Genomic DNA, 1579 nt, shown 5'->3' with positions numbered 1-1579 from the left:
AAAGATATTTAAGACATTAGTCTTTGATATACCATTTAATTAAGAGTTTGATCCTGGCTCAGGATGAACGCTGGCGGCGTGCCTAACACATGCAAGTCGAGCGAGAAGCTGATGACAGATACTTCGGTTGAAGGAGTCAGTGGAAAGCGGCGGACGGGTGAGTAACGCGTAGGCAACCTGCCCTTTGCACAGGGATAGCCATTGGAAACGATGATTAAAACCTGATAACACCATTTGGTTACATGAGCAGATGGTCAAAGATTTATCGGCAAAGGATGGGCCTGCGTCTGATTAGCTAGTTGGTAAGGTAACGGCTTACCAAGGCGACGATCAGTAGCCGACCTGAGAGGGTGAACGGCCACATTGGAACTGAGACACGGTCCAAACTCCTACGGGAGGCAGCAGTGGGGAATATTGCACAATGGGCGAAAGCCTGATGCAGCAACGCCGCGTGAAGGAAGAAGGCCTTCGGGTCGTAAACTTCTGTCCTTGGGGAAGAAGAACTGACGGTACCCAAGGAGGAAGCCCCGGCTAACTACGTGCCAGCAGCCGCGGTAATACGTAGGGGGCAAGCGTTATCCGGAATTATTGGGCGTAAAGAGTACGTAGGTGGCAACCTAAGCGCAGGGTTTAAGGCAATGGCTCAACCATTGTTCGCCCTGCGAACTGGGATGCTTGAGTGCAGGAGAGGAAAGCGGAATTCCTAGTGTAGCGGTGAAATGCGTAGATATTAGGAGGAACACCAGTGGCGAAGGCGGCTTTCTGGACTGTAACTGACACTGAGGTACGAAAGCGTGGGGAGCAAACAGGATTAGATACCCTGGTAGTCCACGCCGTAAACGATGAGCACTAGGTGTCGGGGTCGCAAGACTTCGGTGCCGTAGTTAACGCATTAAGTGCTCCGCCTGGGGAGTACGCACGCAAGTGTGAAACTCAAAGGAATTGACGGGGACCCGCACAAGCAGCGGAGCATGTGGTTTAATTCGAAGCAACGCGAAGAACCTTACCAGGACTTGACATCCCTCTGACAGACCCTTAATCGGGTTTTTCTACGGACAGAGGAGACAGGTGGTGCATGGTTGTCGTCAGCTCGTGTCGTGAGATGTTGGGTTAAGTCCCGCAACGAGCGCAACCCTTGCCATTAGTTGCCAGCAGTAAGATGGGCACTCTAGTGGGACTGCCGGGGACAACTCGGAGGAAGGTGGGGATGACGTCAAATCATCATGCCCCTTATGTTCTGGGCTACACACGTGCTACAATGGCCGGTACAGAAAGCAGCGAAGTCGTGAGGCGGAGCAAATCTCGAAAACCGGTCCCAGTTCGGACTGCAGGCTGCAACTCGCCTGCACGAAGCCGGAGTTGCTAGTAATCGCGGATCAGAATGCCGCGGTGAATGCGTTCCCGGGTCTTGTACACACCGCCCGTCACACCATGGAAGTTGGGGGTGCCCAAAGCCGGCAAGGAAATATGCTGTCTAAGGCAAAACCAATGACTGGGGTGAAGTCGTAACAAGGTAGCCGTATCGGAAGGTGCGGCTGGATCACCTCCTTTCTAAGGAGACGAGATTTTTACACTATGA

Annotated in this window: 1 rRNA gene; it reads left to right on the top strand. The window is 52.8% G+C overall.

Annotated elements, in window-relative coordinates:
• The first annotated feature begins 35 nt into the window (after positions 1 to 35).
• Positions 36 to 1551 (top strand): 16S ribosomal RNA (locus NFR88_RS14990).
• Positions 1552 to 1579 lie beyond the last annotated feature (28 nt).

The sequence above is a fragment of the Senimuribacter intestinalis genome (assembly GCF_943192965.1).
GTDB classification, from domain to species: Bacteria; Bacillota; Clostridia; order Peptostreptococcales; family Anaerovoracaceae; genus Senimuribacter; species Senimuribacter intestinalis.
The sequence above is the reverse complement of the archived record's forward strand: the minus strand, read 5'-3'. Positions and strand labels throughout refer to the sequence as shown.